This window comes from Nitrospirota bacterium, assembly GCA_016207905.1.
Classification (GTDB): Bacteria; Nitrospirota; Thermodesulfovibrionia; order Thermodesulfovibrionales; family JdFR-86; genus JACQZC01.
In genome coordinates this window covers 22295-47654 of record JACQZC010000028.1, presented here as the reverse complement: position 1 = coordinate 47654, position 25360 = coordinate 22295, and the positions used below count along the sequence as shown (strand labels likewise).

Here is a 25360-nt window from a genome sequence, read left to right as displayed (position 1 = left end):
TTCCTTGTCTTGTAACCTCATCGGGACCTGAGATGGATAAAGAACAGGTATTACTTCCTCCTCCTGATGCTACCTGAAGATAGGATGCAGGATTGGAATTACAGGTATTTAAAAGCTCTTCTGCAAAAAGTAAGTTTGGTGACATAAGGACAGAAAGCACGAATGCAAGGAATAAATACCTCTTTAAATAAAGCATCTTTCTTCTAATCCCACTTAAATGCATCCTTTCTCCATGCATAGATATATCCAACGAGGAGGATGCCTATAAAAATCATCATCTCTATAAATGCATAAAGCCCTATCTTGCCAAACACTATTGCCCATGGATAAAGGAATACTGCTTCGACATCGAATACGACAAAAAGCATTGCAATTATATAGAACTTCACAGAGAACCTGTATCTCGGCTCTCCAACAGGAGGGTTGCCTGATTCATAGGGCATGAGTTTTTCAGGGTAGGGCCTTCTTGGTCTGAAGATACTGCCTACGAGCAATGCCCCAAGTCCAAAGGCAACTGCAATGAGCATAAATACGAGAATCGGTAAATATTCTTTTGCAACAAACATAACGGATATTATTTATACTCAAACCGCACTAAAGTGTCAACTAAAAAATTAAGACATGTTAATAAATAGTGCTTGACTTTAAGGGACACCTTAAGTATGATAGACTAATTTTCTTCTGCGGAGGTAATTTTATGACAGAACCTGTATTGATGGATTTAATAATAGACCAGCATAAGGTTCCGCCTTATGTTTCGTATGCGTTTCTTGCATCCATAATCCTCATAGGTGTTTCGCTTGCCATAAGGGGGGCGCTCAGACTTGTGCCGAGGGGCACTCAGAATGTGGTTGAAACAGTGGCAGAGGGAATGCTTAAGCTTGCAGAGGACAATATCGGGCATCACTGGGGAAAACCGCTTTTCCCCTTGATAGGGACGCTGTTTATGTATATTCTCGTATGCAATTTCATGGGTCTGATTCCAGGGTTTGCATCCCCAACGAGTAATATAAATATGACGGCATCTATGGCAATACCGGTGTTTCTGGCAACCCACTTTTTTGGTCTCAGGGCTCATGGCTTTTCCTATTTCAAGCATTTCTTAGGTCCTATTCGCTCTATCATGGCATTACCTCTTATGATATTGATGTTCTTCATAGAGGGCATCGGGCATCTGGCAAGGCCTCTTACGCTTTCTGTGAGGCTTTTTGGAAACATGGTTGCAAAGCATATAATACTTTTCGTTCTGGCAATGATTGCACCTATTATAGCTCCAATGATTATATTAGGTCTGGGCGTGCTTGTTAGTGTCGTTCAGGCATTTGTGTTCACACTCCTTACAACGCTTTATCTTGCAGGCGCTGTAGAAGAGGCACATTAATCTAATAAGAAAGGAGGAAACTGCATGAGAAAAATCGTTTCAGCTACACTTCTGAGCATGGTTTTGTGCATGATGCTTGTGCCGTTTGTTTTTGCCGAGGCAGCAGGAACAACGGCTCCAGCAGAAGCAGTGGCCGCTCCGGTATCCGATGCCAAGCTAAATTACTTTGCCATGGCTGTTCTTGGCTGTGGAATAGCAATAGGCGTTGCTGCCTTTGGAGCTGCCATTGCTCAGGGACTCGGCTTAAGCAGGGCATGTGAGGGAGTTGCCAGAAACCCAGGGGCATCCGGTAAAATCACGACAACGCTCATCATCGGTTTGGCGATGATTGAGTCGCTTGCTATTTACGCCCTCGTCGTGGTTTTGATTGTTTTCTTCGTGGATCCTTTCAAAATCCTAAAATAATACTCTTAAAGGGGCAGGCTATGCCTGCCCCTTTAGCAATCAAACCGATAAAAATTTTTATTTACAATGTCTAAATCGGATTGTTATAATAACTACAACTTTAGGGGGAAGAATGCTAAAGGTGACACAGACATGCTCACACGATTGATCAACTTTATTACATTCTCCAACATGCCAATCAAAAAGAAGTTCCTGCTTTTTTCTTCTGGGGTTGCCTTGTGGTTTGTGCTTATTGCGGCAATCGGTTTTATTGCCACAGATGACCCTGTCTCAAGAGAACTGATACTTTTAGTGGCAGTTATAGCCATACTCCTACTTTTGCTATTTGCATTCTGGATTTCGAGGTCCCTTACAAAGCCCATAAATGCAATGATAGACCAGATAGAAACCTTTATAGGGGGCGATATTGACCTGACTAAAAAGATAGTTATTACCACAAACGATGAAATCGGCATGCTTTCGACTCGCTTCAATAAGCTCTTAGATACAATCCATGACATGAATTCCTTTAAAAAGGTCATAGAAGAAGACGACACTCCACAAGACATCTACATTAGGCTCGGAAATGCCTTCCACTCTTTAGGTCTTGACTCTTTCCAGATATACGAGGTCTCAAACAGCAAAAACCTGATGAGACCCATGAATGTGTCCTCAAAAGAGATAGAAGACATCTGCAACAAGGACATTCTCGTAAACTGTAATCTCTGTAGGGCAAAAAAGACAGGCGATATTGTCTCTTCATTTAGTTACCCTGATATATGCAGGCAGTTTCTTAAGTCATCGGATAGACAGTATGTCTGTGTGCCCATGATAATAGGAGACAGCACAGGAGGTATCACGCAGTTTGTATTTGAGTTCAACTCCTCTCCCAATGAAATGGAAAAGAGGGTTTTAAAGGCACATAAGTATATAAAAGAAGCTTTGCCTGTGCTTGAGGCAAAAAGACTAATGGATACACTTAAGGAGTCCTCCCTCAAGGACTCGATGACAGGGCTTTATAACAGGAGATTCATCGAGGAATACTCAGAGACCCTTGTGGCAACTGTTCGAAGAAGAGGCGAGGGTCTGGGGCTTCTTATGTGCGATTTAGACTTCTTCAAGGAGGTCAATGACACCTATGGCCATGATGTGGGCGATATAGTATTGAAAGAAACAGCAAACATCATAAAGGACTCTGTGAGGGCATCCGATATTGTTGTGAGATTCGGAGGCGAGGAGTTCTTAGCTGTTCTTCAGGATATAAAAGACGGAGATTCGATGGATATTGCCGAGAAAATCAGGAAAAAGATTGAAGCTACAAGGGTAAAAATGCCCCGAGGCTTTATACAGAAAACCATCAGCATAGGTATTTCGGAATTCCCGAAAGATACCCCAAATTTCTGGCAGTCGATAAAGTTCTCAGACATTGCCCTTTATATGGCAAAAGACGGTGGCAGAAACCAGACAGTAAGGTTCTCAAGGGATATGTGGACTACCGAGGAATATTAAGCCTTCCTTAGTTTTTTCTAAAAAATTCAAATCTTTTGGCGGTTCACCAATCTTTTCTTAAAACTGTTAAACTATTTAGCAGGATGAAACACATCTCTTTTAAAGACATAAAATACATCCTTCTCGACATGGACGGCACACTCCTTGACAAGTATTTTGATGATTACTTCTGGGAGCACCTTGTGCCTGAAAAATATGCAGAGAAAAACAATATCACCTTTGGAAAGGCAAAAAAAGAACTGCTCGTAAAGTATAAAAGGCATGAGGGCACTCTTAACTGGACTGATATTGATTTCTGGTCAGGGGAGCTTGAGCTTGACATACCTGCACTGAAGGAGCAGATAAAACACCTTGTTGAGGTTCATCCCCATGTGGAAGACTTCCTAATGACATTAAAAAGGCATAGAAAAAAGGTTTTTCTTGTCACAAATGCCCATTACAAGTCAATTGATATTAAATTCAAAAAAACAGGTATAGGAAGGTATTTCGATTCAGTGGTTGCCTCATTTGACCTCGGATACCCAAAAGAAAGCATTGAGTTCTGGGAAAAGGCAGAGGCTTTGCTTGGATTTGACAAGGGAAGGAGCCTTTTTATAGATGACACAGAGGAGATTCTCAGAACTGCAAAAAGATACGGCATAAAATACATCCTCCTTAAGACAGGAGCAAATTCAAAGGAAAGGAAAAAACCTTCTGCAGAATTCCCTTTCATATCGGATTTTAAGGAACTTATGGAAGGGTTATGAATAAGGAATACACGGATTTTCTAATAATCGGAAGCGGTGTGGCAGGTCTGAGTGCCGCAATAAAGCTTGCCCCTCATGGAGAGGTCCTCGTTGTCACAAAGGACATCCCATCGGAAAGCACAACTGGTTATGCACAGGGCGGTATTGCAGTTGCCTTAAGCGATGAAGACGAGGTAGGAATTCATTACAGGGACACACTTAAAGCAGGTGATGGGCTTTGTAGAAAAGAAGCAGTAAGGATTTTAGTTGAGGAGGGTCCTCAAAGAATCCTTGAGCTTATCTCATGGGGTGCTAAGTTCGATAAAGAAGGCTCAAGGCTTGCATTCACTCTTGAGGCGGCACACACAAGAAAAAGAATCCTTCATGCCCACGGAGATGCAACTGGTAAGGAACTTACAAGGGTTCTTCTTAATAAGGTCAGGTCTTTTACATCTATAAAAAGGTCTGCGTTTTCAATGGCAGTTGACCTGATTATGCATGATGGCACATGCATTGGTGCATATGTCTTGAGGGACAGAGAGGTCTTAGCAGTGTTTTCAAGGGCTACGATTCTTGCTACAGGCGGAGGAGGACAGATCTTCTCTATAACCACGAACCCTCAGGTTGCAACAGGAGATGGCATGGCAATAGCCTATAGGGCAGGGGCAAGGCTCGAGGACATGGAGTTTATACAGTTTCATCCAACAAGCCTTTATCTTCCATCTGCACCGCATTTCCTTCTTAGTGAGGCAATGAGAGGAGAGGGCGGTCTCCTTAGAAACATAAAAGGAAAACTTTTTATGAAGAGATACCATCCAATGGCAGAACTTGCACCGAGGGATGTTGTCTCAAGGGCAATAATTACAGAAATGTTTAAAACCAAAAGCACTCATGTATACCTTGACCTCACACACCTAAAGGCAGGCTTTATAAAAAAGAGGTTTCCGAGAATCTATAGCACATGCCTTCAGTTTGACTGCAATATAACAAATGACCTAATCCCGGTGTGTCCTGCGGCACATTATGTGATGGGTGGGGTTAAGACCAATATCTATGGAAGAACGAACATAAAAGGGCTTTTTGCCGCAGGCGAGGCAGCATGCACAGGTGTTCATGGAGCAAACAGGCTTGCAAGCAATAGCCTGCTCGAGGGACTTGTCTATGGAAAAAGGGCAGGTGAGGCAGTCTTAAGAGGGTTTTTAGGCATAAGAACGCCAAAGGCAAAGGTCAGAGATTTTATATTTCACTCAATCCCTGCACACGATGTGATTAGAGGAGAGCTAAGAAAACTCATGTGGGAAAAGGTTGGCATTATAAGGTGCAAGGATTCTCTAACTACTGCAAAGAAAAAACTCTCGGAGTGGTCTTATATACTCGATAAGCAGTTTCTTACAAGGCGTGAGCTTGAGCTTAAAAACATGCTCGAGGTGGCTAACCTTATAACAGATGCCGCACTTCTAAGGGAAGGCTCTGTAGGAGCACACTATAGAAGCGATTTTCCAAATAAGGGTAAGAACTGGCAGAAACACATTACACCCAAAAAAGACGAAAAATTATGAAAAACAGGGTGTTTGGCACAGTGCTTTTTATAGTAGGCGGATCTGTCCTTCTTACGCCAAAGTATATCCTTCCGGTATGCGAGTTTACTGGGAAGTCAAGAATGGCTTGCACATATATGGGCGTTTCAGAGATGTTTCTTGGAGGCATAATCCTTTCCATAGCCATCGGAGTATTTTTCTCGAAATCCACTGAGACCCTGAGATGGCTAATGTTTGTATCGTTTATCAGTGCCTTATCGGTTATCCTCATACCAGAGGCTATTGGCTACTGTAAAAGCCCTTCTATGCCCTGTAACTACGGAACAGTGCCTATGTTAAGACTGCTTGGAGGCATCCTTGCGATTATATCGTCTGTAGGAGTCGTTTTTGGCTCATCGAGGAAGCCTTCATAGGCTCAACTTACATGAAATATGGAAGCCCTTGATGTCATAAGAGGGTGAAATGCGTTATAATATCAATTGCATTTTCCATGAAACGAATAACTATATTAGGCTCAACAGGCTCTATAGGAAGAAGTGCCCTTAATGTCATCCGAAGGCATAGGGATAGCTTTAGGGTCGTAGGACTTACAGCAGGATGTAACCACAGGTTGCTTCTTAATCAGATAAAAGAGTTTAAGCCCGAGATAGTTGCCGTCTTAGATGGCAAATCAGCTGATGCGATAAAAAGGCAAACCTTGGTCTCAGTCTTTGAAGGAACCGAGGGAATCAAAAGAGTAGCTGGATACAAAAAATCGGATTTTGTCCTTTCTGCCATTGTTGGCTTTGCCGGGTTGGTCCCAACCCTTTCTGCTATAAGGGCAGGTAAGACCATAGGGCTTGCCAATAAAGAATCCCTCGTTTCAGCAGGTGAGATTGTTATGGCAGAGGCAAAAAAAAGAAATGTAAGGATTCTTCCTGTTGACAGCGAGCACAGTGCGATTCTCCAGTGCCTCGAAGGAAAAAACATTAAGGATGTAAGGAGAATCGTCCTTACTGCATCAGGCGGGCCTTTCATAGGCATGCAAAAAAACGAGCTTATAAATGTAACAGTAGAGGATGCACTCAGGCATCCAAGCTGGAAGATGGGCAGAAAAATCACAGTGGATTCCGCAACACTCATGAATAAAGGCTTTGAGGTCATGGAGGCACATTATCTTTTTGGCATAGAGCCTTCTAAGATAAAGGTCCTCATCCATCCCGAAAGCATAATACACTCTATCGTAGAGCTAAATGACGGATGTAATATAGCTCAGATGTCTCTGCCTGATATGAAAGCACCTATTGCCTATGCCCTTTCGTATCCCGAAAGACTCAATGATGTAATACCTCCTCTTGACCTTTCGGATGTGGGAAAACTAACTTTTATGTCACCTGACCCAGAAGGTTTCCCATGCCTTTCTTATGCATACAAAGCACTCAGGATGGGCGGAACAGTTCCTGCTGTGCTTAATGCCGCAAACGAGGTGGCAGTTGAGGCTTTTCTTAAAAGAAGAATCGGGTTTAACGATATTCCTGCTATAATAAAAGATACAATCAGGTCGCATACAAAGAAAGACATAACAGGCATCGAATCTGTCATAGAGGCTGACAATTGGGCAAGAAAACTCTCAGGAGACCTTATCGGCTCTAAAGAAAGGGTGTTTAGGAAGACATAATGACATTTCTTCTGGCAATCGTCTTATTAGGAATCCTGATATTCGTGCATGAGCTTGGACACTTTCTCTTTGCAAAGCTCATGGGTGTAAGGGTTTTGAAGTTTTCCTTAGGCTTTGGGCCAAAGGTTATCGGAAGAAAGGTTGGAGATACGGAGTATCTCATATCGGCATTTCCACTCGGCGGATATGTGAAGATGCTTGGGGAAGAACAGGGCGTTACACTAAAGGAAGAGGAAAAGGCATTTGCATATAACCTTCAGCCTGTCAGAAAAAGGTTCTGGATATTGTTTTCAGGGCCTCTTTTCAATATGTTATTTGCAGTAGTCATTTTTATTTTTATATTTGCAAACGGCATCCCTATTCTTTATCCTGATGTCGGAGAGGTCATCGAGGATTCTCCAGCAAGCCATGCAGGAATTCAAAAAGGCGACAGGGTCATAGGGATAAATGCAGAAAATATAACCGAGTGGGATGAGATGACAGGCATAATACACGGAAGCCCAGAGAAAGGTCTTGACCTTAAGATAAAAAGAGGACAAGACATTATCTCATTAAAAATAGTGCCTGAAAGAAAGGTAGTTAAAAATATATTTGGCGAGGAAAATGAAATTGGGCTCATTGGCATAAAGCCGTTGGGAAATACATTTATAAAGCGTTTCGGTGTCCCCGATGCAGTCAAAAACGGGTTTATTAAGACATATGAGGTCACTGCACTTACAATCATATCGGTTATAAAGCTTTTGCAGAGGGTCATACCTGCCGAGACAATCGGAGGACCTATACTCATAGTGCAGATGGCAGGAGAGCAGGCATCGAGGGGAGTGCTGAATTTCTTTACCTTCATGGCTATAATAAGCGTAAACTTAGGAATCCTTAATCTGCTTCCTATTCCAGTGCTCGATGGCGGACATATAATGTTTTTGGGCATAGAGGCTATAAGAAGAAAGCCTCTCGATGAGCGCACAATGCTCATTGCCCAGAGGATAGGGCTTGCTGTTATTATCACACTTATGGCATTTGCCCTTTACAACGACATAATGAGGCTTTTTGAAGGAAAGGGCCTTCCATGAAGCCCTCGAGGTTGAAGATACAGGTCTCATCAGGTGGAGTCGTATTTAAAGAGGCAGATGGAAGTATAGAGGTTGCCCTTATTGCCATAAAGGGAGGTAATATCTGGAGTCTGCCAAAAGGCATTATTGACAAAGGAGAGACCCCTGAAAGCACTGCCATGAGAGAGGTAAAAGAGGAGACAGGCTTAAACGGAAGGCTTATCGACAAGATAGGCGATATATCTTACTGGTATTTTATGAGAGAAGAAAACGCAAGGTGTAAAAAGACAGTTCATTATTATCTTATGAGCTACATAAGTGGCACAACAGAAGACCATGACCGTGAGGTTGATAAGTCCAGATGGTTTCCAATAGATGAGGCTATTAACATGCTTTCCTATAAAGGAGATAGGGAGACGATGGAGAAGGCAAAAAAGATGATTCTCGAGAGGGCAGTGCCCTCTGCCAAAGGGGCTATATAGTGGGTAGGGTGCTGAATCACGACGAGCTCAAATCATCTCTTATGGATGCAAAGTCAAGGGGCAAAAAGGTGGTCTTTACAAACGGCTGTTTCGATATTATTCATATTGGACATATAAGGTATCTCAGGGAGGCAAAAAAATTAGGAGATGTTCTTATAGTAGCGGTAAACTCCGACAAATCGGTCTCGAGGATAAAGCCCGGAAGGCCTGTTACTCCTCAGGTAGAGCGCATAGAGGTTGTTTCGGCTTTAGAGATGGTGGATTATGTCACTGTCTTTGAGGAGGATACTCCTTATGAGCTGATAAAACTCCTTAGACCCGATGTGCTTGTCAAGGGTGGCGACTGGAAGAAGGAGGAGGTTGTGGGCTCAGACCTTGTCAGTCAGACCGTGAGCCTTCCTTATATAGAAGGTGCCTCTACAACAGGGATAATCGAAAAGATACAGGCATTAAAAAATACCTTTTAGCCTTATGAGCCTTCCTCAGCATATCAAGAGTTTCATATCCCCTCTCATACCTTATCCAAAGCGTATCTATAATCTCGGTGGCTCATCCATTGCGATTTTTCTTTCACTGCTTAAAGAGCCATTCATTATGATTGAAGAGGACGAGGAGTTAGCCGAAAGGCTACTCAGGGACATACTGTTTTATAAAAGACTTCTCCATACCGATGACACTGGTTGTGTGTTTCTTCCAGAGCCTGATACTTCCACAGCATCGGGCAAAAGGGCTGAGGTTGTATATAAACTCTCTGTCGAAGCTAAAAAGGCATCTGTTATTACAAGCAAAGATGCACTTTCGAATTTATGGTTACCATCCTCCCTCAAGGAAGATGTCCTTTACCTTAAAACCTCTATGGAACTCGATAGATTGCGCCTTACAGAGAGACTTAGGGTTTTAGGTTATGAGCATGTTAGTCTTGTTACAGAGAAAGGGCAGTTCAGTGTAAGGCAGTGGATTTTTGACATATTTCCATCTACAGAGGAAAACCCTGTCAGGGTGGAATTCTTTGGCGATGTCATAGAAAACATGAGGGTGTTTGACACAGAGACCCAGAAATCAATATCCAGCATAATGGACTGTGCCATCCTGCCTGCAAATGAGCCAAAGGCAGGAGTAAATATAATGGAGTTGATAAAGGGATACGAGGTCTTCTTTGCGGAATCTGCCCAAGAGGAAATAGGAGAGGGGCATGTCCTTTCAAAATATGCAATCAGGGACGAGGGCGTAGATGCAAGGCTTCTTTCTATAAAGGGGTGTGGCATACTGCCTGAGGAAAGAAAGGGCATAGAGGAGCTTGCCACATCCGTTGAAAGACTAATGAAAGAAAATAAGGTAATAATCGTTTCTTCTTCGGTGTGGCAGGCTGAAAGAGTAGGGGAAATCTTAAAAGAAGGCGGACTCATTGCGCCTCTTTTGGATATAAAAGAGCAGGTATCCTATGAAGGTCGAATCTCGATATTAAATGGCGAGCTTTCGGCAGGGCTCTTTATGAAAGGGCTTTATATACTTACCGAAAGCGAGATATTCAAAAAGCCTCCATTCAGGCCAATGAAGAGCTCCCGCACTTCAAGCCTAATTGCATCCCTATCGGACCTTAACGAAGGAGATTATGTTGTTCATAACCTGCATGGCATTGGAAGGTTTCTGGGTCTTTTAAGGCAGACTGTGGAGGGCTCTGAATATGACCTGATGAGCATCGAATATGAAGGTGGAGACAGGCTTTATCTTCCTTTACAGGCAATAGATAAGGTTCATAAGTATCACTCAAAAGAAGGGGCTATTCCTAAGCTCGACAGACTGGGAAGTAAGAAATGGTTAAGGACAAAGGAAAAGGTTAAAGAGAAGATAAAAGAGATGGCTCAGCGACTCCTCAGGCTTTATGCAGAAAGAGAGGTCTCAGAGGGCTTTAGTTTTAGCGAGGACACAGAGCTTCACAGGGAATTCGATAGCTTCTTTCTATATAAGGAAACCCCTGACCAGATAAGAACTATAGAGGAGATTAAAAAGGATATGGCATCCAGAAAGCCGATGGACAGGCTTCTTACAGGAGATGTTGGCTATGGAAAGACCGAGGTCGCCATGAGGGCGGCTTTTAGGGCTATTTATGACGGAAAACAGGTGTCTGTTATTGTGCCTACAACGCTTCTTTGCGAACAGCACCTGAGAACATTCAAAGACAGGTTCTCTGCATTCCCAGTAAGAATCGATTATCTAAGCAGGTTTAAATCTAAAAGGGAACTGCAAAAAACCATAAAGGCAATTGGCCAAGGCGAGGTAGATATAGTTATTGGCACACATGCCCTGCTTGCAAAAAATATAGTATTTCAGGACATTGGGCTCCTTATTATCGATGAGGAGCACAGATTTGGCGTAGCACAGAAGGAAAGGATTAAGGAGCTTAAAAAAGGCGTGGATATACTTACGCTTTCTGCAACCCCAATACCAAGGACCCTTCAGATGGCTCTTTCGGGCATAAGGGGTATGAGCATCATAGAGACCCCTCCAGAGGAAAGGCTTTCTGTGAGGTGTGTTGTTTCTGTGTTTTCAGACAATATCATAAAAGAGGCTATAAGTAAGGAGATACAAAGACAAGGACAGGTGTTTTTCGTTCATAACAGGGTTCAAGACATAATGAAGGTCGCAGGGTATCTGAGGAATCTCATGCCTGACTTAAGGATTGCCGTTGCACACGGACAGAAGACTTCGAGAGAGCTCGAAAAGATTATGTTTGAGTTTCTGAATCGCAGTGTGGATATGCTTGTCTCCTCTGCAATCATAGGCTCGGGATTGGATATACCAACCGCAAATACAATAATCATAAATATGGCAGACAAGATGGGTCTTGCAGACCTTTATCAGCTAAAGGGCCGTGTTGGAAGAAGCTATCAAAAGGCATTTGCCTATTTTCTTATTCCTGGATGGAATGTTATCCATGAGGATGCAAGGAAAAGGCTTCAAGCAGTTCAGGAGCTAAGCTATTTAGGTGCAGGGTTGAGGCTTGCAATGAAAGACCTTGAGATAAGAGGCGCAGGGAATCTCCTTGGTCCTGAGCAGTCAGGATATATTATGGCAGTTGGCTTTGACATGTACATAGAGATGCTCGAAGAAGCAGTATCCGAGCTTAAGGGCATCGAGAAGAAAGAAAAGGTCGTTCAGGCTGAAGGCAGAGGGTCTTCTTATTACCTCCATCAGACAGACAGATAGAAAACTCAGGTTTGTTTTTTCAAAAGAGGCTGAAGTTCCTGTTCAGAGAATACTTGAAAGATTTAAAGACAGGGTAAGGTTCTTTGAGAATGGATTCGAGATTTCCATAGATGAAGATGTATGTAGCGAGATAGAGCAGGGACTTGATATAATTTCTTGAGAAGCTATAATTATTGTTAAAGGAAATTAGGTGCATGCTTAAAGAAATGACTTTAGAGATAATCAATCTCCTTAAAAAACAATACCCCATTGGCACAGTGCTCACATTCAAAAACCCATTTGAGCTACTTGTCGCAACTATTCTTTCTGCCCAGACAACCGATGTTCATGTAAATCGTGTGACCGAAAAATTATTCAAAAAATATAGCTCGGTAAAGGATTATGCAAATGCCTCTATTGGAGAGATTGAAAAAGATATAAGCTCTATAAACTTCTATAGGACAAAGGCTAAGAATATTAAGAACTGTGCTTTGAAACTTATAAAGGATTTTAAGGGCGAGGTTCCAAAGACCATGGCAGAACTCATAACACTTCCAGGTGTTGCAAGAAAGACAGCCAATATTGTGCTAAGTAGTGCCTACGGCATAAACGAGGGCATTGCAGTTGACACCCATGTCAAAAGGCTTTCATTCAGGCTCGGGCTTACGGAAAATGAAGACCCTATAAAGATAGAGAAAGACCTGATGGCAATAACCCCAAAGGCAGAGTGGGGTGCTATTTCGAGCCTTCTCATATTTCATGGAAGAAAGGTCTGTCAGGCAAGAAAGCCAAGGCATGAGGAATGCGTGCTTTATGACATATGTCCATCAAAGGATATATAATTCTTACAGTCTACCGGGCAGTCTGTGAGCTTTTGGATGGTAGGCTTGAGAAGGAAAGTGGTTGTGAGGGTGCTTTTGGTATAATATCTGAGGAGGTATAAGATGAGATTTACCAGAATTACAGTCAATCCAGACCAGATGGGTGGTGCTCCATGCATTCGTGGGCTCCGTATACCTATAGCAACTATTGTCGGCATGGTTGCAGAAGGCATGCTGGAAGAAGAAATTCTCAAGATGTTCCCGGATTTGGAGCACGAAGATGTTCAGGAAGCACTGAAATACGCCTCCGAGGCTGTGCGGGAGCGTGAAATACCGTTATTAACATCTGCATGAGATTTCTCATAGACAATGCTCTCTCACCACAAACCCGTATTCGCATTCGTCCCTTGCCAATCAGTAGTAAAGAGAATGAGTAATTTATATCAGGGTTGTAGCGTCTTTAACATTTTAGTCCTGACACAGAACGAACTGAACGAGGTCTACCGGGCAGTCTGTGAGCTTTTGGAGAGCAGGCTTGAGAAGGCAAGGAGGGTAATATATCTTCTTATGCTGAAGATGAGGTTATGGATAAAGGTTTCCCTGAAGCCCCTTGCTTCTATATGTAGTATTATATATAACATTTTTAGCTTGACAAATACGAGATATTGTGGTTGAATAAGGAGAAATTTAATAAGGAGGGTGATATGGTAAAAAGCGAGGTTCATGTAACACCTCATAGGGGTGGTGGGTGGCAGGTAATAAAAACAGCGGAAACCAACAAGCATCTAAAGTAACCTTATTGCAAAAAGAAGCTAACCTAAATTTTAGAGGTTTCATATCATTTACACAACACCTATAGCTTGTTCTTCTGACTTATTCGGACTTAAAGAGCCGGAAAAACCAGAGTCTATTACTCTAAAGTTGTTCTGTGATGAATCAGTTGTAATAGGTGAATGGATTTATTTAGGGATATTAGTAGTTCCAGAACCTAAAGAACAAATTCTTTTGGATGATTTACTAAATAGCCGTTGCGGCAACCCCCAAAAAGATAAAATATGGGGAAAATGTAACCCGCTATGCCGATACCATAGCAAAAACGATACAGAGGTTCGTTTTAGCGATATTAGTAAATCGAAAGACAAGTATTTTGTTGCAGATAGATGGTTAGATTATTTTTTAAGAGATAGAGATAAAATCTATTTTCATATATTGGGCATAGATTTAACAAAACTGGATAAGTCCAAATTCGGCAATGGGGGACAAAATATCATATACAACAGATTTTTCCGAACTGCAATATTAAAGCCTGTTAAAACTTACTTTAATAGATATGTAAAAATTTTTATTGATAGCATTTACCATGATGAAAACAAAGCATTAGAGACCCATTCTTATTTTCCATGGCATTCAATATTTTCTATAGATGAGCAGGATGGGAAAATTACCTTCAAAACAAAAGAAATTAATTTCATTAACTCTGACCATAAAGATTCTTCAAACCAGTATTCAAATTTTATCCAGTTTATAGACTTGCTTTTGGGATGCGTTCGTAACTGCATAGACCATTTTTCAAAAGATGATGATAAAGAGAAACTTGCTCTTAAAAGTCTACCTATAATAGAGCGCCTTATAGAAGCACCAAATAATGTAAGTAGTAGCTATAATTATGTCGGGAGGCAAAAGATAGAATTTTTCCCAAAACACGATTTAAAAAACTTAGACGAAAGGTCAATAGAATATCAAAGTAAGAGGATGGCTTCTTTTTATGCAGGGCGGAAGTTAAAAATAAAAGAGAAAGCGCAGTTGCCACTGCTGTATAATAATTGTCATGAAAACCCTTCATAAAATAATCCTCGGTGATAGCCGAAAGATGAAAGAGCTCAAAGACGAATCTGTCCATCTCATTATCACATCCCCTCCTTATTGGCAATTAAAAGATTATGGCAATGGAAGCCAGATAGGCTTCAATGACACATATGAGCACATCTAAGTCCATGAGAAAAACAGGCATCATTATTGTCCTTACAGGAGATGGCAAAGGAAAGACGACCTCAGCATTAGGCATGGCTTTGAGGGCAGTAGGGCATGGCATGAAGGTATGTATAATCTATTTTATAAAAGGCAAGTCTTCAGGAGAGATGCCTGCACTTAAAAAGCTTAATGTAGAATTCCATCTTATGGGAAAGGGATTTTATAATCCAAAGGCACATGAAAAACACAGGCTTTCTGCACAGTCTGCAATAAAACTTGCAAGAGAAAAGATGCTTTCAGAAAATTTCGATATTCTCATACTGGATGAGATAAATAATGCCCTTCAGTTAGGGCTTGTTGACCTTTCTCAGTTGCTTGAGCTAATTAACGATAAACCTCCTTCAATGCATCTTATTCTTACAGGAAGAGATGCACACCCCGATGTGATAAAAAGGGCTCATACTGTGACTGAGATGAAGGAAATAAGGCATGCCTTTGACAAGGGAATAAAGCCTGAAAAGGGGATAGATTATTGAAAGTGGATAAATCTCCGTATCCCTTTTAAAAAGTCATCTTTATCCTTGAAATGTATGACATTCAGACCCTCGGAAGATGCCCTCTTTATGTTTTCAGGGTTGTCATCTACAAAGATGACCTCAGAAGGATTCAGTCCCATAGCATTACAGACATCCTTGAAAACAGATGGGTCTTTTTTGCCTTTTTTGATTCTGAATGAATTAAACACATAATCAAATCCATCGTACAGATTGGTTTCGTTGGCAATCTCCTCGAGCCAGTTGGTCTGGTCGCTTAGGATAGCTGTAACCATGCCTGATGCCCTTAGCCCTTTGACATGCCTTATCAACCATTGTCTTAATGTAAACCTTCTCAGGATTTCTTCTCTGAGGTCATTGTCTTTTCCACTGATGCCTGTTTTTTTCCTTACTGCCTTCCAGTAATCGGATTCTCTTGCCATGCCTGTTACATAACCTGTTTCGTATATGAGATCCTCTCCTGTTTTAAAGAATACATCTGGGTCGAGTCCATTACTTCTTGCAATAGCCTTAAGCCCTTCTCTAAAGCCTTCCTCTGCAAGAACCCCTCCAAAGTCAAAGATAACTGCCTTTATCATAAGGCAGTTAGAACAGCCCTTTGACCTTGCCTGTTTCCACATCCACATCAACCCTTCTATATGCAGGGTCAGAGCTTGTGCCAGGCATAAGCTTAATTGCACCTGCCACAGGCACTACGAAACCAGCTCCCTTATATGTAAGTATGTCCCTTACGAAAAGCTTCCAGTTCTTTGGCACTCCCTTGATGTTGGGATTATCCGAAAGACTCAGATGGGTCTTGACCATACATATGCCCAGCTTTGCTATCTCGGTGTCATCCTCCATCCTCTTTGCTTTCTGTAGGGCATCGGGAGAGTACTCAACAGTATCTGCACCGTAGACCTCTTTTGCAATAGTCTCGATTCTTTTTCTAAGAGGCATACTGAGTTCATAGAGGAACCTGAAATCATTCGGCTCGTTACAGGCATCTATAACTGCATCTGCAAGGTCAAGAGCACCTTCTCCGCCAAACTGCCAATGCTTGGAGACAGCAACCCTTGCGCCTGCTGACTCTGCAAGCCTACTCACAACCTTTATCTCTGCTTCGGTGTCAGTAAAAAAGGCATTTATGCACACAACAGGGTTAATGCCTGCCTTCTTAACAGTTTTTATATGATGGATGAGGTTTTCAGTGCCTTTTTCAACCCAGCCTACATTTTCTGTCTTATATTCCTCTGGCATTGGTCTTCCCGGCACAGGAATCGGTGCTCCACCATGACATTTAAGTGCCCTTATAGTTGCAACAATCACTGCGGCATGGGGCTTTAAGCCTGAGAACCTGCACTTGAGGTTCCAGAACTTCTCAAACCCAATATCCGCTCCAAAGCCTGACTCGGTGACATGATAGTCTCCGAGCTTAAGCCCAATCCTATCTGCTATTATGGATGATTGGCCTATTGCTATATTTGCAAATGGCCCTGCATGGACAAAAACAGGCTGTCCCTCGATTGTCTGTAAGAGATTTGGATTGAGTGCCTCGACCATCCATGCAGTCATTGCACCTGCCACATTAAGGTCTTCTGTTGTAACAGGCTTGCCGTGCTTATCATATGCAACCACAATCCTGCCCATCTTTTCACGCATGTCCTTGAGGTCTGTAGAGACTGCAAGTATAGCCATGACCTCTGAGGACACTGCAATGGCAAAGCCTGACTCCATCATGAAGCCATCCATCTTCTCGCCAATGCCTATTAGTATCTTTCTCAGTGACTGAGCACAGAAATCCATAATCCACTTCATCTCGACATTTCGAGGGTCGATGTTAAGCCTCTTAAGACCCCTTTTCGATAGCTGTTCGTCTGTGTAGTTGAACTCATGCTGTAGTCTCGATGTAAGGGCAACGAGTGCAAGGTTATGGGCATTCATAATGGCGTTTATGTCTCCTGTCAGCCCTAATGAAAATGGCGTAAGGGGAATGCATTGGGAAAGTCCGCCTCCTGCGGCTGAGCCCTTGATGTTCATCGTTGGTCCGCCAGAGGGCTGTCTTATTGCGGATACGACCTTCTTGCCTCTCCTTCCAAGACCTTGAGTAAGTCCCATCGTAGTAGTGGATTTGCCTTCTCCAAGGGGGGTAGGGGTGATGGCTGTTACATCTATGTATTTACCATCGGGCTTGTTTTTAAGCCTGCTAAGGATGCTTTTGAAATCAACCTTTGCAACATAATGTCCGTGTGGAAGCAGTTCTTGTTTTTCAAGTCCTAATTCCTCTCCTAACCGATAAACAGTCTTCATCGTCTTTTCGGCGTCTTCTGCTACCTGCCAGTCTGCATGTTTCGTAGGGTCAATAGGCATAGAAAAAAATCCTCCTTTTCAGTAATTTATCAAGGCGCTTAAGAATTTCTCGTTCATACGCCTTAGATTCTTGCTCATAATCAAAGCAATCTTTTTTATTATCTGCGATGCCAGATAAGCATCTTCTTTTTCTATTTTTTCAAAGTCATCTTTCTGGAGCTTAAACAGCTCTGTATTTTCCAGTGCCACTGCATTTGCTTCATGCTTTCTCTTTTCAAGTATTGAAAGCTCTCCAAAGAAATTCCCTGGCATCAGGACAGCCAGTGTCTGCTTCCATCCATCAGGAGTTACCTTGTTAATCTCTATCTTTCCAGAGCGAACCATATAAATACCCTTTGTGTCATCGCCTTCTTTGAATAGTAACCCCTCTTTTTTTAATGAAAGCTCTTTTACGATGGATGTCAGTTTTTCAAGCTCGGACTCAGCGAAGTCTTCAAAAAGTAATTGTTTCCTCAGTTCGGTTTTACTAACCATAAGTTTCTCCTTTAAATAATTTATTTTTCTATATTAACTGCACAGACCTTGAATTCAGGTGTTTTTGCATGAGGGTCAACTGCATCGTTGGTGAGCACATTTGCAGCGGCTTCCCTATAGTGCATAGGGATGAATAGCGTTCCTACAGAGACCCTGCCTGTTATCCTTGCCTTTATCTTTATATGTCCTCTTCTCGATAAGACCTTTATCGTCTCGCCATCTTTGATGCCAAGCCTTAAGGCATCCTCCTCGTTTATCTCCGCATAAGGCTCACCTGCATGAGTCTCTATATGCCGAACCCTCCGTGTCATAGAGCCTCCATGATACTGAAAGAGGTTTCTGCCTGTTGTAAGGACAAATGGATATTCCTCATCAGCCACCTCTGCCGATGCTTTATAGTCAACTGGGGTGAATGAGACCTTGCCCCGTGGAAACCCTGCTTTGTAAAGGTAAGGAGTTCCCGGATGGTCTTTTGTTGGGCATGGCCAGAAAACACCATCTACCCGAATCCTTCCATATGATATGCCCTGAAGAGCAGGCCAGAGACTGCCAAGCTCCTCAAAAACCTCTTCGGATGATGTATATCTCATGGAATAACCCAGCATGTTTGAAATCTCGGAGATTATCCACGAGTCTTCTTTTGCATCCCCTGGCGGCTCTACTGCTTTTCTTACGAGCTGAACATTCCTTTCTGTGTTTATGAATGTCCCGGTCTTTTCGGCAAAACACACTGCAGGTAAAACCACATCTGCAATCGAGGCTGTCTCTGTAAGGAATATGTCCTGAACTAAAAGGAATTCAAGGTTTTTGAGTGCCTTAAGTGTGTGTGCTGAATTGGGGTCCGTAAGAAGAGGATTTTCGCCCATTATATAAAGTGCCTTGAGTTTTCCCTCAAAAGATGCCTCTATCATCTCAGTAGATTTCAGCCCTTCGACTGCTGAAAGCGTAGAGCCCCATGCATTCTCGAATTTCCTTTTTACAGGAGGCAGGTCAACCCTTTGATACCCGGGATAAACATTCGGCAAGCATCCTGCATCGCATGCACCTTGAACATTGTTTTGTCCCCTCAAGGGGTTTATACCTGTATGCTCCCTTCCTATGTTTCCAGTAAGAAGGGCAAGATTGGCAATTGCATTCACATTATCGGTTCCATGAGTGTGCTGTGTAACTCCCATAGTGTAGAAGATCCCTGCTTTTCTCGATGCCCCATAAAGCATGCCTGCCCTGATTATATCTTTCTTTGGCACGCCTGTTATCATCGAGGCATTCTCTGGAGTGAATGCCTCTATAGTTTTTCTCCATTCATCGAATCCATCCGTTCTTTCCCTGATAAAACTCTCGTCATAAATGCCTTCTTTTAATATTACATGTGCAATGCCGTTTGCGAGGGCTACATCCGTGCCTGCTTTAAGCCTGAGGAATATCTCGGAGAATCTTACAAGCGGGACCTTTCTTGGGTCTGCTACGATAAGTTTTGCTCCTAATCTTACTGCCTTAAGCATCCTGTTTGCAATGACAGGATGTGTCTCCTTTGTGTTAGAGCCGATTATGAAGATGACCTCCATGCCTTCTATTTCTCTTATGGAGTTAGTCATTGCCCCTGAGCCAAAGATTGTAGCCAGACTGGCTACGGTAGGGGCATGTCAGAGACGGGCACAGTGGTCAACATTATTCGTGCCGATGACTGCTCTCATGAATTTCTGGAAAAGATAGTTTTCCTCTGTAGTGCATCTTGCAGAGGAAAGCCCTGCTATCGAATCCGAGCCATACTTACCTTTTATCTCCTTAAGTCTTTCTGCCGAATAGCCGAGTGCCTCATCCCATGAGACTTCTTTGAATGTGCCGTTTTGTTTTATAAGGGGCTTTTTAAGCCTGTCTGGGCTTGTTATGAAGGAGTAGCCAAACCTGCCTTTAACGCATAGCCAGCCCTCGTTCCATCTGTCTTCTTTTGAGGTTACCCGAATCACTTCATTTCTTCTTACATGAAGTGTTATGTTACAGCCTGTGCCGCAATAGCCACATACAGTGTCTACCTCTTTTATGTCTTTATGCCTTCCCCTGAGTGCCCACATCTTTCCAGTAAGAGCGCCTGTTGGACACACTGCCACACACTGACCGCAGAACTCGCAGTCAAGGGCATGCTCGTAAGGAGGACTTATCTTCGATTTAAATCCACGATATGCAAAATCTATAGCAGAAACTCCCTGAATCTCATCGCATGCCTTTACGCATCTTCCGCATAGAATGCATTTCTCCATATCCCTTTCTATAAATGGATTTCCATCTTTTTTTTCGTAGAGCCGTCTTTGTCCTTTAAATCTGTTTTCCTTTATGCCGTAAAAGTATGCAAGCTCCTGAAGTGTGCAGTCTCCTGCTTTTTCGCATATCATGCAGTCATTAGGGTGGTCCGAGAGTATAAGCTCAAGCAGGGTCTTTCTCAGGTCATCAAGCTTAGGGGTTGAGGTTATAACCTCTATTCCTTCTGCGACAGGCGTTGTGCATGATGTTACAGGCCTCGGAATGCCCTTTATCTCCACTATACAGAGCCGACAGCCTCCAAATGGAGTAAGCTTTGGATGATGACACAGGGTTGGTATTGTGATATCAGTCATCCTGCTTGCCTCAAGCACGGTTGTGCCCTCTAACACTGTTAGAGTCTTTCCGTCTATTGTAAGCTTTATCATATTTATTTCTTTGCCACTGATTTGAATTTGCATACATCAAAACATGCCCCGCACCTTATGCATACCGAGGGGTCTATCTTATGGGGCTTTTTCTTCTCGCCTGTTATTGCCTTTGTAGGACATACCTTCATACATGCTCCACAGCCTTTACAGAATTCCTCAAGGATATAATAAGTGAGGAGGTCTTTGCAAACCTTTGCAGGGCATCTGCCTTGAAGGTGTGCCTCGTATTCGTCTTTAAAGTATTTCAGGGTGCTTAGCACAGGGTTTGGAGCAGTCTGTCCAAGACCGCAAAGGGATGCGGCTTTTATATCATTGCCCAATTTTTCAAGCAGTAAGAGGTCTTTCTCTGTCCCCTCACCCCTTGTTACCTTTTCAAGAATCTCAAGAAGGCGTTTTGTGCCGATTCTACATGGAACGCATTTTCCGCATGATTCTGCCTGTGTGAATGTAAGAAAGTATTTTGCCATGTTCACCATGCAGTTGTCCTCATCGAGAACAATCATACCTCCTGAGCCAACTATAGAGCCAACAAGTGCAAGGGATTCATAGTCAACCTTGATATCCACCATACTTGCCGGGATACAGCCACCAGATCTCTGTGCCATAAGAGGAAAACCAATCCGCACCTTTTCTTATTATGTAAGGGATGTTTGCCAGTGTCTCCACATTGTTTATAACAGTGGGTTTTCCCCAGAGCCCTGAATAAACAGGGAAGGGTGGCTTTGCACGGGGCATTCCCCTTTGGCCTTCTATTGAGGCTATAAGAGCAGTCTCCTCGCCACAGACAAATGCACCTGCACCAAGCTTTATCTTTATATCGAAACTAAAGCCTTTACCCAGAATGTTTTTCCCTAAAATGTTGTTTTCTCTTGCCTGTTTAATGGCAATCTTAAGCCTTTCAACTGCAAGCGGGTATTCTGCCCTTATATAGACATAACCACCTTTAGAGCCAATACAGTATGCACCGATGAGCATTCCTTCAAGCACAGCATGAGGGTTTCCCTCTATAACAGACCTGTCCATAAATGCCCCGGGGTCGCCTTCGTCGGCATTACAGATAATGTATTTCTCTTCCGATAGAGCCTTTCTACAGAGCTCCCATTTAAGACCAGTTGGAAACCCTGCCCCACCTCTTCCACGAAGACCTGATTTCTTGATTGTCTCTATAACCTCTTCAGGTGCTTTAGTCTTAAGAACATTCTCTAAAGCCTCATACCCACCTGTTGCTTTATACGCATCTATATCCTCCGGGTCAATGACACCGCAATTGGAAAGCACGACCTTTACCTGTTTTTTATGGAAATTATAGTAGTCCTCTTGAACAAGCCATTCTCTAACAGCCGTGCCACTAACGATATGCTCTATGACAATCCGTTCTACCTTGTCAGGGGTTATGAACTGGTATGTTGTCTTTTCATCACCTTTAATTATGTCAACTAACACATCTTTAGCACAAAGTCCCCGACAGCCAACCTTGTGGATACTGCAACGAGGCTCGACAGTTGCCTTAATGCCCGCTTTATCGAGACTTTTCTTGAATGTCCTCATCACATCGGCTCCACCTGCGGCAATGCTACCTGTGCCCATGCAGACCTTTATGAGCATGTCTTTATTTCTCATTTCTTTTGCAGTCCCTTTATCTCTTTTATGATTTTATCCGCACTTGCTTTTCCATGAACCTTTTTATTGATAATCACAACAGGAGCAATACTGCATGCACCAACACAGTTGACCTTCTCGAGCGTAAACATATTGTCTTCTGTTATGTTTTTCCCTTCTAAAAGGTTTAGCTCTCTGCCTATGGTATTGATTAATCTTTCACTGCCTTTGACATGGCATGCAGTTCCACTACAGGCAGTAATAATGTTTTTGCCTCTCGGGCTGAGATAGAACTGGGCATAGAATGTGGCAATGCCAAAAAAATTGCTTCTTGGAATCCAGAGCCTGTCTGCGAGCCAGTTAACAGCCTCCTCGGGGATATAACCGAATGCCTCCTGAAGAGCCTGAAGAATAGCAATGATATTGCCTTCATCCTTATGATTGGCGTATATCCTTTCTAATGCCTCCATGTCCTTAACCACCGTGCTTCTCCTTTTTTAGAGGTCTCTGAGTAAGGTTTTAATTATAAACTGTAAATTATTGGATTTTCAACGATATTGCTCATTAATTTATCTAATTGTTAGATAAACTGAAATTTTCTAAAGGGGGTCAATGTCATAGGCAATGACAGAAAAAGACTGGATTCCTGACAAGCAGGAATGACGAATGTGGAAATGGGAACAGTGAAACATTTCAGGTGAAACATTTCATGTGTTATAATTAACTTTATTTTTCTCTAACGAGGAGGATTATGCCTGAACTAATGAAGGGCTCGGTTGTTGCATCCCTTATATACAAAGATATACGTTCCGAGATAGACAGGCTTAAGGCACATGGGATTTCAGCTGGACTTGCAATGGTGATTGTTGGCTCAAACACTGCATCCGAGCAGTATCTTTTAACTACGACAAGCCTGTGTAGGAAGCTCGGCATCAAAGACCATACGCATCGTCTCCCTGAAGATGCATCTCTTAACGAGGTGCTGGACTTGATTAAAAGGATGAATAAAGACGAAAGGGTAAGTGGTATTTTAGTGTTTCTGCCTCTGCCAAAATACATTAACCCAAGGGCAGTTTTAAATACAATCACACCTGAAAAGGATGTAGATGGACTTGGTGCTATATCCATAGGACGGCTTGCTGCAGAGGAATCGACATATCAGCTTTTTGGAGGGGTGGAGGAAGGCTCTGTAACCCCCTCGTTCCTTCCGTGCACGCCTTATGGCGTAATAAGGCTCATCGAGCATTATGGAATCTCGCTTAAGGGAAAAGATGTTACAGTTGTAGGCAAGAGCCTGACTGTTGGTAAATCCTTAGCTCTTATGATGCTCGCAAAAGGAGCAACTGTTACAGTATGTCACAGGGAAACTAAAAACCTTATTGATAAGACCAAAACTGCCGATATACTCTGCGTTGCAGTTGGAAGACCTGCTCTTATAACCGGAGATATGGTTAAAGAAGGCGTTATAGTGGTGGACATTGGCATAAACAGTCTTCCTGATGGAACACTCGTTGGTGATGTTGAGTTCGAAAGTGTTTCTCCTAAGGCATCTTATATAACACCTGTCCCAGGCGGGGTAGGTCCTGTTACTATAGCAATACTGCTTTTAAACACAGTCCTTTCTACAAAAAGGATGTTTGGCATCAGGTAATGAGCCTCCAGAAAAAAGACCTCTATAAAAACCTGCTTATAAAAAAAGTATTTGCCGGAACTAAAGACATATACCTTGTTGGAGGCTTTCTCAGAGACCTCATAAGTCAGGGTGTTCATTCAAATGATATAGATTTCGTCATAAAGAAAAATCTTAAAAAAACAGTCAGTTCCATTAGAGATAAGCTAAATGGGAAGCTCATAGAGCTTAAAAAAGAGCACATGCTTAGAATAGTCCTTAAAAACAGAGTTACACTGGATTTTTCAAGACTTAGAGGTGATATAACAGATGACCTTAAAACAAGGGACTTTACATTTAATAGCCTTGCATGGTCCCCAGAAATGGGTCTCTTAGACCCATTTGACGGCATAAAAGACCTTAAGAAAGGCATTATCAGGAAAATCTTAAAGCAAAACTTTAAGGATGACCCTTTAAGGCTCTTAAGAGCTTATCGTTTTTCATCTGAATTCTGTTTTAGGATTGCTAAAAAAACAAGGCAGACCTTGAAGGAACTATCAGGAGATATAAGGTATCCTGCACATGAAAGGATTACTTTAGAGTTTTTAGCTTTGCTTAATGGGAAATGTCCTATAAGGGCATTAAGAATGGCATTAGAAGATGGAGTGTTAACTGAGATTATATCCTTATCTTATAATGCCTTAGAGCGTAATATTAATACTATTTCTAAGATAGAAGAAAACCTTAAGAGGGTTCCTAAAGTTCATGCACCTGATATGGCAGTGGGGTTTCCACAGGGTCTTACTTATATTGGGCTTTTGAGGCTCGAAGGGCTTTTATATAGCTCTAAGAGGGACCTCCTAAGCTTAAGCACAAGTCTCAGAAAGAGGCTTGATATTGTAGGGGAGCTAATGGGTAAGTTCAAGGGTAGGTTACCTGCTACCTTACCGCGTGAGCTTGTTAGCCCTTTTGCCGGAGGTAGCTTTTCTCAGGAGGCAGTAGCCCCTTTGATTGACCTTTTGATACTAACAGGGAAAACTGGTTTTATTCCTGATGCTAACCGCTTCCTTAGAATAATGAAAAAAGGGATACTTTCGACAGTAAAGATAATGGCGGAAACAGGCATTAAACCGAGCCCTGAATTAGGAAAGGTTATTAAAGAGCTAAAAATGCTTGAATTTTCAGGGGTTATACGCACAAAGAAAGATGCCCTTAGAGAGCTTAAAAGACTTTAGCAGTTATTCTGACTTGACATAATATATCTTATCAGACATTCTCTATTAACAACCTCTGTTAATAACTTGTTACTAAACCTGTCTAAAGCTCTTTTCATTCATTGCAGGCACTTGATTTGTCACAACATGAACAAACTTTGAGCAGGCTAA

The 25360-nt window shown here is 42.4% G+C and carries 24 protein-coding genes and 2 pseudogenes; 18 read left to right on the top strand and 8 right to left on the bottom strand.

Annotated elements, in window-relative coordinates:
• Together HY805_03640 and ndhC are read right to left on the bottom strand one after the other, a co-directional pair.
• Positions 1-196: hypothetical protein (locus HY805_03640; protein MBI4823307.1), on the bottom strand; the 196-nt coding region annotated here is incomplete at its 3' end.
• Positions 197-203: 7 nt separating this feature from the next.
• Positions 204-566, bottom strand: a complete 363-nt coding sequence (gene ndhC / locus HY805_03635) for an NADH-quinone oxidoreductase subunit A (protein ID MBI4823306.1) — start codon at positions 564-566, stop codon at positions 204-206.
• Between the two features lie 131 nt (positions 567-697).
• Between ndhC and atpB the strand changes: the two genes are divergently transcribed.
• The 16 genes and pseudogenes from atpB (at position 698) to cobO (ending at position 15239) form a co-directional block, all read left to right on the top strand.
• Positions 698-1381 (top strand): F0F1 ATP synthase subunit A, encoded by a 684-nt coding sequence (atpB, locus tag HY805_03630; GenBank protein ID MBI4823305.1) that lies wholly within the window; start codon positions 698-700, stop codon positions 1379-1381.
• A gap of 24 nt (positions 1382-1405) precedes the next feature.
• The gene (gene atpE / locus HY805_03625; GenBank protein ID MBI4823304.1) at positions 1406-1786 is read left to right on the top strand and encodes an ATP synthase F0 subunit C; all 381 of its coding nucleotides are present in this window, start codon (positions 1406-1408) and stop codon (positions 1784-1786) included.
• Positions 1787-1918: 132 nt separating this feature from the next.
• On the top strand, positions 1919-3274 hold the full coding sequence (locus tag HY805_03620; GenBank protein MBI4823303.1) for a sensor domain-containing diguanylate cyclase: 1356 nt from the start codon (positions 1919-1921) through the stop codon (positions 3272-3274).
• 83 nt (positions 3275-3357) lie between these two features.
• Positions 3358-4020: a GMP/IMP nucleotidase gene (gene yrfG / locus HY805_03615; GenBank protein MBI4823302.1), complete on the top strand. Its 663-nt coding sequence runs from the start codon at positions 3358-3360 to the stop codon at positions 4018-4020.
• Entirely contained in the window at positions 4017-5558 is a 1542-nt protein-coding gene (nadB, locus tag HY805_03610) for an L-aspartate oxidase (GenBank protein ID MBI4823301.1), read from the top strand. The genes yrfG and nadB overlap by 4 nt, the downstream gene beginning before the upstream one ends.
• Entirely contained in the window at positions 5555-5950 is a 396-nt protein-coding gene (locus HY805_03605) for a DUF4418 family protein (GenBank protein ID MBI4823300.1), read from the top strand. The genes nadB and HY805_03605 overlap by 4 nt, the downstream gene beginning before the upstream one ends.
• 77 nt (positions 5951-6027) lie before the next feature.
• Positions 6028-7194 (top strand): 1-deoxy-D-xylulose-5-phosphate reductoisomerase, encoded by a 1167-nt coding sequence (locus tag HY805_03600; GenBank protein MBI4823299.1) that lies wholly within the window; start codon positions 6028-6030, stop codon positions 7192-7194.
• Complete coding sequence (rseP, locus tag HY805_03595; protein ID MBI4823298.1) at positions 7194-8264, top strand: RIP metalloprotease RseP; 1071 nt, start codon at positions 7194-7196, stop codon at positions 8262-8264. Before HY805_03600 ends, rseP begins: the two co-directional genes overlap by 1 nt.
• 11 nt (positions 8265-8275) lie before the next feature.
• The gene (locus HY805_03590; protein ID MBI4823297.1) at positions 8276-8725 is read left to right on the top strand and encodes an NUDIX hydrolase; all 450 of its coding nucleotides are present in this window, start codon (positions 8276-8278) and stop codon (positions 8723-8725) included.
• A 41-nt stretch (positions 8726-8766) separates the two neighbouring features.
• Positions 8767-9192, top strand: a complete 426-nt coding sequence (gene rfaE2 / locus HY805_03585; GenBank protein MBI4823296.1) for a D-glycero-beta-D-manno-heptose 1-phosphate adenylyltransferase — start codon at positions 8767-8769, stop codon at positions 9190-9192.
• 4 nt (positions 9193-9196) lie between these two features.
• Complete coding sequence (mfd, locus tag HY805_03580; GenBank protein MBI4823295.1) at positions 9197-11932, top strand: transcription-repair coupling factor; 2736 nt, start codon at positions 9197-9199, stop codon at positions 11930-11932.
• A 194-nt stretch (positions 11933-12126) separates the two neighbouring features.
• Positions 12127-12753, top strand: a complete 627-nt coding sequence (gene nth / locus HY805_03575; GenBank protein ID MBI4823294.1) for an endonuclease III — start codon at positions 12127-12129, stop codon at positions 12751-12753.
• A 102-nt stretch (positions 12754-12855) separates the two neighbouring features.
• Complete coding sequence (locus HY805_03570) at positions 12856-13086, top strand: DUF433 domain-containing protein (GenBank protein MBI4823293.1); 231 nt, start codon at positions 12856-12858, stop codon at positions 13084-13086.
• Between the two features lie 567 nt (positions 13087-13653).
• The gene (locus HY805_03565; protein MBI4823292.1) at positions 13654-14577 is read left to right on the top strand and encodes a hypothetical protein; all 924 of its coding nucleotides are present in this window, start codon (positions 13654-13656) and stop codon (positions 14575-14577) included.
• Positions 14561-14713 (top strand): annotated as a pseudogene (locus HY805_03560) (site-specific DNA-methyltransferase). Before HY805_03565 ends, HY805_03560 begins: the two are co-directional and overlap by 17 nt.
• Positions 14709-15239, top strand: coding sequence for a cob(I)yrinic acid a,c-diamide adenosyltransferase (cobO, locus tag HY805_03555; protein MBI4823291.1), 531 nt, complete (start codon positions 14709-14711; stop codon positions 15237-15239). The pseudogene HY805_03560 and the gene cobO overlap by 5 nt, the downstream one beginning before the upstream one ends.
• On the opposite strand, the gene HY805_03550 is transcribed toward cobO, so the two are convergent.
• The 6 genes and pseudogenes from HY805_03550 to HY805_03525 form a co-directional block, all read right to left on the bottom strand.
• Positions 15233-15877, bottom strand: coding sequence for an HAD family phosphatase (locus HY805_03550; GenBank protein ID MBI4823290.1), 645 nt, complete (start codon positions 15875-15877; stop codon positions 15233-15235). The two genes, cobO and HY805_03550, sit on opposite strands and share 7 nt — an antisense overlap.
• Positions 15843-17606: a formate--tetrahydrofolate ligase gene (locus tag HY805_03545; GenBank protein MBI4823289.1), complete on the bottom strand. Its 1764-nt coding sequence runs from the start codon at positions 17604-17606 to the stop codon at positions 15843-15845. The genes HY805_03550 and HY805_03545 overlap by 35 nt, the downstream gene beginning before the upstream one ends.
• A gap of 18 nt (positions 17607-17624) precedes the next feature.
• A complete protein-coding gene (locus tag HY805_03540; protein ID MBI4823288.1) occupies positions 17625-18080 on the bottom strand; it encodes a cyclic nucleotide-binding domain-containing protein in 456 nt (151 codons plus the stop codon).
• 20 nt (positions 18081-18100) lie between these two features.
• On the bottom strand, positions 18101-20764 hold the full coding sequence (fdhF, locus tag HY805_03535) for a formate dehydrogenase subunit alpha (protein MBI4823287.1): 2664 nt from the start codon (positions 20762-20764) through the stop codon (positions 18101-18103).
• A gap of 2 nt (positions 20765-20766) precedes the next feature.
• Positions 20767-22372, bottom strand: a pseudogene (locus HY805_03530) (4Fe-4S binding protein).
• 11 nt (positions 22373-22383) lie between these two features.
• Positions 22384-22836: an NAD(P)H-dependent oxidoreductase subunit E gene (locus HY805_03525; protein MBI4823286.1), complete on the bottom strand. Its 453-nt coding sequence runs from the start codon at positions 22834-22836 to the stop codon at positions 22384-22386.
• A 281-nt stretch (positions 22837-23117) separates the two neighbouring features.
• Here HY805_03525 and HY805_03520 point away from each other — a divergent pair, with 281 nt between their 5' ends.
• Together HY805_03520 and HY805_03515 are read left to right on the top strand one after the other, a co-directional pair.
• Positions 23118-24017, top strand: coding sequence for a bifunctional 5,10-methylenetetrahydrofolate dehydrogenase/5,10-methenyltetrahydrofolate cyclohydrolase (locus HY805_03520; GenBank protein ID MBI4823285.1), 900 nt, complete (start codon positions 23118-23120; stop codon positions 24015-24017).
• Positions 24017-25210 carry a CCA tRNA nucleotidyltransferase gene (locus HY805_03515; protein ID MBI4823284.1) on the top strand — a complete coding sequence of 398 codons (1194 nt, stop codon included), beginning with the start codon at positions 24017-24019 and terminating at the stop codon, positions 25208-25210. The genes HY805_03520 and HY805_03515 overlap by 1 nt, the downstream gene beginning before the upstream one ends.
• Positions 25211-25360 lie beyond the last annotated feature (150 nt).